Raw genomic sequence first — 6,213 nt, 5'->3', positions numbered from 1 at the left:
ACTTTGTTCGGATTGATGCTAAATTTGCGGGCTACACCACAGTGAGGGCAATCACAAACATAACTGACTCCGGATTTTCTGAACTCATGAAAATCCTGGGCGACATCGAGCAGGCGTCCCTTTGCTGCGTCCTTTATTCTACTTACATCATTATCAGTGAATTGCATATATTGTTGATTTTATCATTCTGCGAATTACGGGATTTCCCTGTCGTAGTAACAGGACTACTTCATACAGAGAAAATCACCGGGATCCGCATACATAGCTAATCTGTTTTCCGCAGGATATATCCCCGCGACGATCCAACCGTAAGGCACATCAATCAGTCCATAACGAGGATATATGGCACTCCAATGTATGCCAATTCCTCCGGAATCGTATTCTACGACTTCAAAATCTTCTACTTGGCAATGTATGCGATTTACGATTTCTTTTCGTATCGCATCTGACTGTGATAATACATCGTTTAGTTCCATTTTAGTCTAATTTTTATTGGGGAAAGTCTTTGATCACACGTTTGGGAGTGCAATCATTAACTCATTCAATATTATCTGTATCAACATAGCCATAGCGCAGGTATAAGCTGATACAGTCCGCAATCAGTTCCCATGTATATGCCCAATCAGCCGTACTCCATTCATGATAAAAGATCTTTCCGAAATCGCTTACTATATTGCGTTCTTGGTTATAGTAGTTAGAAAATCGAAGTCGCCACATACGATATTTTAAGCTGGGACCTTTCGATGGTAATGGCTTCTCACTTGTCAATATGAGCTTTGGTGATTTGTTGAATGGTAGAAAACTACATCTACCTCCTTTCTTGTTAATATGCCAATCGCCCGTAATATTGGGGAATAGATACTCGAAACAGAATTGCTCTGGTACATCGTCAATGAGAACTATTTTAGTTCCTTCCGGCATTTGTGACCATGGAAATAAGTTCTTTGTTATATCCAAGGTTTTACCCTGTACAACATACATTCGTGATACCTCTCTAAAAAAGTTAGCAAAGAGTGTTTTCCCGTTTCTGGTACCGGATTCACAAAATACAGCACGTGGGTTTTCTGAATCTTTATATCCAACGATTAAATATCCTATTGCGCACAGTTTACTAAGCAAATGCACATCGTTTCTGCATTCATATTCAGATCCGCAAGGTTCTATCATACTCGTACGCTTTAAAAACTGTAGGAAATCGCATTTTTCTGCATTATCGTTTAACGTAAAATTGCACACACTATTTATATATCTTGCTTCAATCATAATGTTCGTTATTTGTAATTAGTTATTTTACATCTATTTAAAGGCTTATTTCATAATCCGATTCGATAAGAAAGAAGACCTCATTCGTGTTTTTATAGACCCTACGTTTAGCACCAAGAGCCTTCAGTTTCTTGTGCGAAATACAAACATTGTAATCTTCAACAGAACCACCTTGGTTATTGTGAATGTGGATCTTGACATTCTTTCTTGTTACAGCCCATGCCATAATTGTACTCCTTTCTAATTTATCTAAATTAATTAGAACTGCTCTCTTATTACATCGTCCATCGCCATGAGAGTAGTTGACAGAGTATTATACTTCTGCTTTGTTTTCTCATACGATTTTACTTGCTCCTCTGTGGACTCTCCAGACTCATAGATATCACTAAGGCGTTCGAATTGCTTCCTGGTTACGAATAACATTTCCTTTATTTTCGGACGTAACACAATGCAATCTATTTTTGACAAGCAAACAGTCCATTCCAGTGGGCTGTCTAGCATTTCTTTGGTTGTATTAGCGTATGCCATATTAGATTATATTTAAATTGAATTAAGTTTTGATAAAATAAAATCAGCTAATTTTTGCGTTTCTTTTTCGGTTTCTTGTTTTTGAACTTGACAAATGAACCTCTTTATATTAAAAAACGTACCATCAAATGAACCTTCAATGATATAAGTACCTTTACGATCTGTCTCTTTTACAAATTTTGTTTTCATTTTATTCAGTATTAATTTGTTATTAGTTATACTGCTCTTTCTTTTTCATCCCACGGGTTAAAGTCTTCCTCTATAGGGGTTTCTTCTTCGTGATAATGCTTCATATTTTTCTTGTTATTCGTCAAGTTTATTACAAAATTCCTTTAGCCAAGTGCATTTATCACATTTCCTATCTTGTTGGAACCTTGACCAGCACGGGCAGTTCTCTTTGAATGCAGTAATAGCTTTTGACTTCATAAAGTCCATGCCTTGTTGATATTTCTTTTGCCCGTTGGCGGATGCCTGCTCAATAAGATTATCCGCTCCTGCTTTTCTACCTTCTTCTATTGCTTGGTAAATACATTCAAGAGCTGTGTCTAAATCAATAACTTGAAGTTTCGGATGAAAACACTCTGCATTCATACAAGAGTTTCTCAATTTTACGTCAGCTTTAATTTTGCTCATATTTTTCTTGTTATTCATCTTTTTTCATTTTCTTAATCTCATCCAAAGAATCGGCAATCCACCATAAGAATCCACCGATCATAATCAATGCTATTAGTTCCATTTTTTATTTGATTTGAATTAGTTTTTAAATGGCAGATAATCGTTTTCGTATAGCCAACAAAGCATATCATAGACTGCATCAAGAGGATTATTATAGCTATCGGATGTTCTTTCGTCCAAAAGGTCGTCACTATCGAAATAGCTACAAAACCAGCCATCTTCTGAATGAAATATAGTTGGTTGATAATGGCAACCGGAATCGACTTGGCTGTTACCAACCAGTATCCTATTGCCATTTTCCATTGTAGGATAAAACACAGGCATAATTCCCAATATGTCTTGCAGAGTAAAAGCGCCGATACCATATCCACGTTCTTCCCAAGATTTGAGATTACCCTTTTCTCCTACTGGTGTTAGTCTTGTTATACGCTCAGGTTCCACTGGATAAGTCCAATACATTGAGGCAATACTTGTATCAATACCTAATCCCTTTAATCGTTTCATCTGATCTATTGTCAGAACTTGTTTTTTCATCATACTTTAGTTCCTTTCTGCACTGTTCTTATCGAAATTCATAGTTAACTTATCCACAGCAGAAACATGCGAACTGTTAAGCAAATCTTGATGCTCTACAGCTGCTTCTAAGATCGCTTTCACTTGACGATTTGAATTCATAGCTTTTATTATACCTATGATGATCTCTACCGGATTCCCGTTCACCATAGCAGCGACAGCATTTTTTCTCCCTCTTTTTGAGAGAGAATGCTAATACCATGAAATTTATTATTTACACAACTGGCTGCTAATTCTGCCAAAGTTGCTTTGAGATTATCTTTTTCCATTTCTATTGCTTTTATCATTAGGGAAAGTTTTTTAAAAGTACCGGGAACCACCCCGGTACTAACCCTAACCCGGGGCTGTCCCGACGACTGTCCTTTTCAGTCGGCTTCATTAAATTATTAATATAAATATGCTCTTACTGAGAGCGTTTATGTGAATTGCTTTCTTGCTTTTTCGAACTTCGCTCGGAGTTTTGCCGCATGTTGTGATGTACACAACTCTGGCTTGACCATTACGACCGTGCGCGCATCGATTCGGAGCGGTATCTTATTGAGATCACGGATATGTTGTCGGATAACGTCTAATTCTTCCGGATTTTCATTGATGAACAAATCCGCTTTTGTGCGTTTATCTCTACTTTGAGATGGTGATGGTGTAGTAACTGTTCTCATGCATTTTTTCTGATTTGAGGTATGCGGGACGGGAACTATACCGTCCCGCAAATCTCTTTTGACATTACTAAACGAGTAACATAATAAACCGGACTTTACCGGGGGACTCCTTAAATCCCATTTAGAAATTGATAATTAATTAACTGGATGAAATCTCGATTTCCCGGGCGCGCACCGGAATCCGGATTTCTATACGTGCACGCCTGTTACGGCGGACAAATATCGGATCAGGTTTGAAATTAAGACCTGTAATGAAGAAGAGTACAACCATACCAGTGGCTAACCTCATTCTTGCCATAGGGGAAAGATCAAACGATATATTAAAATGCGTGCAGAACCAATACGCAGAAAGTTCTGCCGCTTTCTGCAGACCGGTTTTTATCTTGATCTTACGTACCGTGTTATCAACGGTTCGAAGTGCTATGCCGAGAAAACTGGCTGTTTCTTTTTGAGAGGCTCCCCATGCAATGCACTCAAGTACTTCACATTCACGTGCAGCAAGTTTGGCATTCAGTTTCATATTGTGTCAATTTAAAGGGGATACATCCCAGATGTCAATGATATTGTATTCAGAAAACACAGCACTTATCTTTTCGTACTTTGTCATGCTGATATCTATGATACCACCGTTGAGAAGACTGCTGAAATAAGTCAATCGAGAGATTTTAAGAGCGGACATAAGTTTTTCTCTAACTTCCTTTTTTTGCGAGAGAGTTACTTGCAAATAGCCTTTTTTGAATGAATAGCGTTTTTTCGCTATTGCTTTTGTTTCGTTTTTATCGTACATTTGTTTCATCGTTTTTGAAATAGCACTGCAAATATATTGGAAAATTTCAATATACGTCATATTTTCATTAGAAATATTCAATATGCGTGGAACTTTTATAGATAGATTAGATAGATATAAGGAATATGCCGGTTTAAATGATAATCAGATAACAATAAAGTCTGGTCTAACGGTAGGTATTATTAACTCTGCCCGGAAACGAGGAAGTAGTCTATCAGGAGAAAATATTGAAAAAATTCTAAGAGCATTCAAAGATATCAATGCACGCTGGTTGCTTACCGGTGAAGGTGAAATGATTCAAAATGATGGAGCTTTTGCAGCCAGCAATTCTAATAATGATAGTTTAACTATTTATTTAGGAAAGGAGAATAAAGAATTGAAAGTTAAAAATGAAGAATTAAATCGTGAAATAGGCAAGCTTGAAGGCCAGATCATAGAGCTTAAAAAACGTGTCCTCGTGGAGGATGTTGCCAAATGTGTCATTGCAAGCGGATCCGATTTGGCAGTAGAGAATACATAATTTCAAAATATTAGTTAGGTGATAAGGCAATCTTGATTAAAATAGCTATGAATTAGAAAACATATAATATAAAACGAATTGAAAATCAATAGACTAAGTTGTCGCAACGGAATCACAGAAGAAAAGTCGTAAATCGCTAATAAATAAGCATTTGCGACTTTTTCTGTTTCATTAATTAGGGGTAATTCTGTACAATGCGGTGATTTTTCTGTATGATTTATTTTCATTCTAAATATAATCTATTTTGATTATGTGCACAATTCGTTTTTCTCATGTTATTGTTCTGTAGACAGCTCTCCTTGAAATTTACGTAAAATAACATTTGTTACAGCTGTCCTAAAAACTACAAAAAAGTTAAAATGGTTTTGCTTCTATAGCTATGAACACTAATTTTGGGATATCAACTTTTAAAATTTAAAGCACATGAAAAAATTTTTGTTATCCATTGCGCTGTGTTGTGCAGCAACTAACTTTTTTGCGCAAACTACAGAACCTGGAAATCTAATTAACGAAGGAAAGGCAGCACTCGAAGCCAAAAATTACCAGGAAGCATTTACAAAATTCAGTACCTACCTGACACAGACAAACAATCAGGACTCTGTTATCGCTTACAACTGCGGTGTTTGTGCCGATAAAATCAAAAAACCGGAAGAAGCTCTCAAGTATTTTGATATTGCTATTCAAAAGAAATACAATCTGGGAAATGCATATGTAGGTAAAGCCGGTGCATTGAAGGATTTGAAAAAAGACAGTGAGTATCTTGCTACTCTGAAAGAGGGTATAGAAGCAGCTCCGGAAAACAAGACATTGAAAAGACTTCATACTAATTATTATCTGAATGCCGGTATTAAAGCACAAAAGGCTAATAAACTGGATGATGCTGAAGAAGCTTTCAAACAAGTACTTGCTGACGATGAAAAGAATACCAACGCATTGTACAGCTTGGGTACACTTTCTTATAATAAGGCAGCTTTAGTTCTGAAGAATGCAGCACCATTGGCTAATTCAGATAAAGCTAAGTACGATGCACAGAAAGAAATCGCTGACAAAAACTTCCAGAATGCTAAAACGTATCTGGAACGCGCACTTCCCTTACTCTCGGCAGACAAACCTCGTGAAAAAAGTATGATAGATAATATTAAGAAACTATTGCCGCAAATTGAAGCGCAATTGAAATAATCTATCGAAAAGAAGAATAAAAAAGCCGT

The 6,213-nt window shown here is 36.7% G+C and carries 12 protein-coding genes; 2 read left to right on the top strand and 10 right to left on the bottom strand.

From position 1 onward, the window contains the following. Window positions 1-224: 224 nt before the first annotated feature. The 10 genes from BN161_RS24335 to BN161_RS24290 form a co-directional block, all read right to left on the bottom strand. Window positions 225-476, bottom strand: a complete 252-nt coding sequence (locus BN161_RS24335) for a hypothetical protein (protein WP_044271198.1) — start codon at window positions 474-476, stop codon at window positions 225-227. A 61-nt stretch (window positions 477-537) separates the two neighbouring features. After that, window positions 538-1,263, bottom strand: coding sequence for a hypothetical protein (locus BN161_RS24330; protein ID WP_125910922.1), 726 nt, complete (start codon window positions 1,261-1,263; stop codon window positions 538-540). A gap of 258 nt (window positions 1,264-1,521) precedes the next feature. Beyond that, window positions 1,522-1,791 (bottom strand): hypothetical protein, encoded by a 270-nt coding sequence (locus tag BN161_RS24320; RefSeq protein ID WP_044271191.1) that lies wholly within the window; start codon window positions 1,789-1,791, stop codon window positions 1,522-1,524. A 12-nt stretch (window positions 1,792-1,803) separates the two neighbouring features. After that, on the bottom strand, window positions 1,804-1,980 hold the full coding sequence (locus tag BN161_RS30000) for a hypothetical protein (RefSeq protein ID WP_167332575.1): 177 nt from the start codon (window positions 1,978-1,980) through the stop codon (window positions 1,804-1,806). Between the two features lie 114 nt (window positions 1,981-2,094). After that, window positions 2,095-2,442 (bottom strand): hypothetical protein, encoded by a 348-nt coding sequence (locus BN161_RS24315; RefSeq protein ID WP_044271189.1) that lies wholly within the window; start codon window positions 2,440-2,442, stop codon window positions 2,095-2,097. A gap of 102 nt (window positions 2,443-2,544) precedes the next feature. Beyond that, on the bottom strand, window positions 2,545-3,003 hold the full coding sequence (locus tag BN161_RS24310) for a hypothetical protein (protein WP_044271187.1): 459 nt from the start codon (window positions 3,001-3,003) through the stop codon (window positions 2,545-2,547). Between the two features lie 179 nt (window positions 3,004-3,182). Then, entirely contained in the window at window positions 3,183-3,326 is a 144-nt protein-coding gene (locus tag BN161_RS29995) for a hypothetical protein (protein WP_167332574.1), read from the bottom strand. Window positions 3,327-3,455: 129 nt separating this feature from the next. Continuing rightward, window positions 3,456-3,698 carry a hypothetical protein gene (locus BN161_RS24300; protein WP_044271183.1) on the bottom strand — a complete coding sequence of 81 codons (243 nt, stop codon included), beginning with the start codon at window positions 3,696-3,698 and terminating at the stop codon, window positions 3,456-3,458. Between the two features lie 139 nt (window positions 3,699-3,837). Continuing rightward, on the bottom strand, window positions 3,838-4,218 hold the full coding sequence (locus BN161_RS24295; protein ID WP_044271180.1) for a LuxR C-terminal-related transcriptional regulator: 381 nt from the start codon (window positions 4,216-4,218) through the stop codon (window positions 3,838-3,840). Between the two features lie 6 nt (window positions 4,219-4,224). Then, window positions 4,225-4,494 (bottom strand): hypothetical protein, encoded by a 270-nt coding sequence (locus BN161_RS24290; protein ID WP_141651802.1) that lies wholly within the window; start codon window positions 4,492-4,494, stop codon window positions 4,225-4,227. Window positions 4,495-4,567: 73 nt separating this feature from the next. Between BN161_RS24290 and BN161_RS28330 the strand changes: the two genes are divergently transcribed. Further along, window positions 4,568-5,005 carry a hypothetical protein gene (locus tag BN161_RS28330; protein ID WP_052356417.1) on the top strand — a complete coding sequence of 146 codons (438 nt, stop codon included), beginning with the start codon at window positions 4,568-4,570 and terminating at the stop codon, window positions 5,003-5,005. Between the two features lie 423 nt (window positions 5,006-5,428). Next, window positions 5,429-6,184: a hypothetical protein gene (locus BN161_RS24280; protein WP_044271175.1), complete on the top strand. Its 756-nt coding sequence runs from the start codon at window positions 5,429-5,431 to the stop codon at window positions 6,182-6,184. Window positions 6,185-6,213: the final 29 nt, after the last annotated feature.

This window comes from Bacteroides timonensis (assembly GCF_000513195.1).
Taxonomy (GTDB): domain Bacteria; phylum Bacteroidota; class Bacteroidia; order Bacteroidales; family Bacteroidaceae; genus Bacteroides; species Bacteroides timonensis.
The sequence above is the reverse complement of the archived record's forward strand: the minus strand, read 5'-3'. Positions and strand labels throughout refer to the sequence as shown.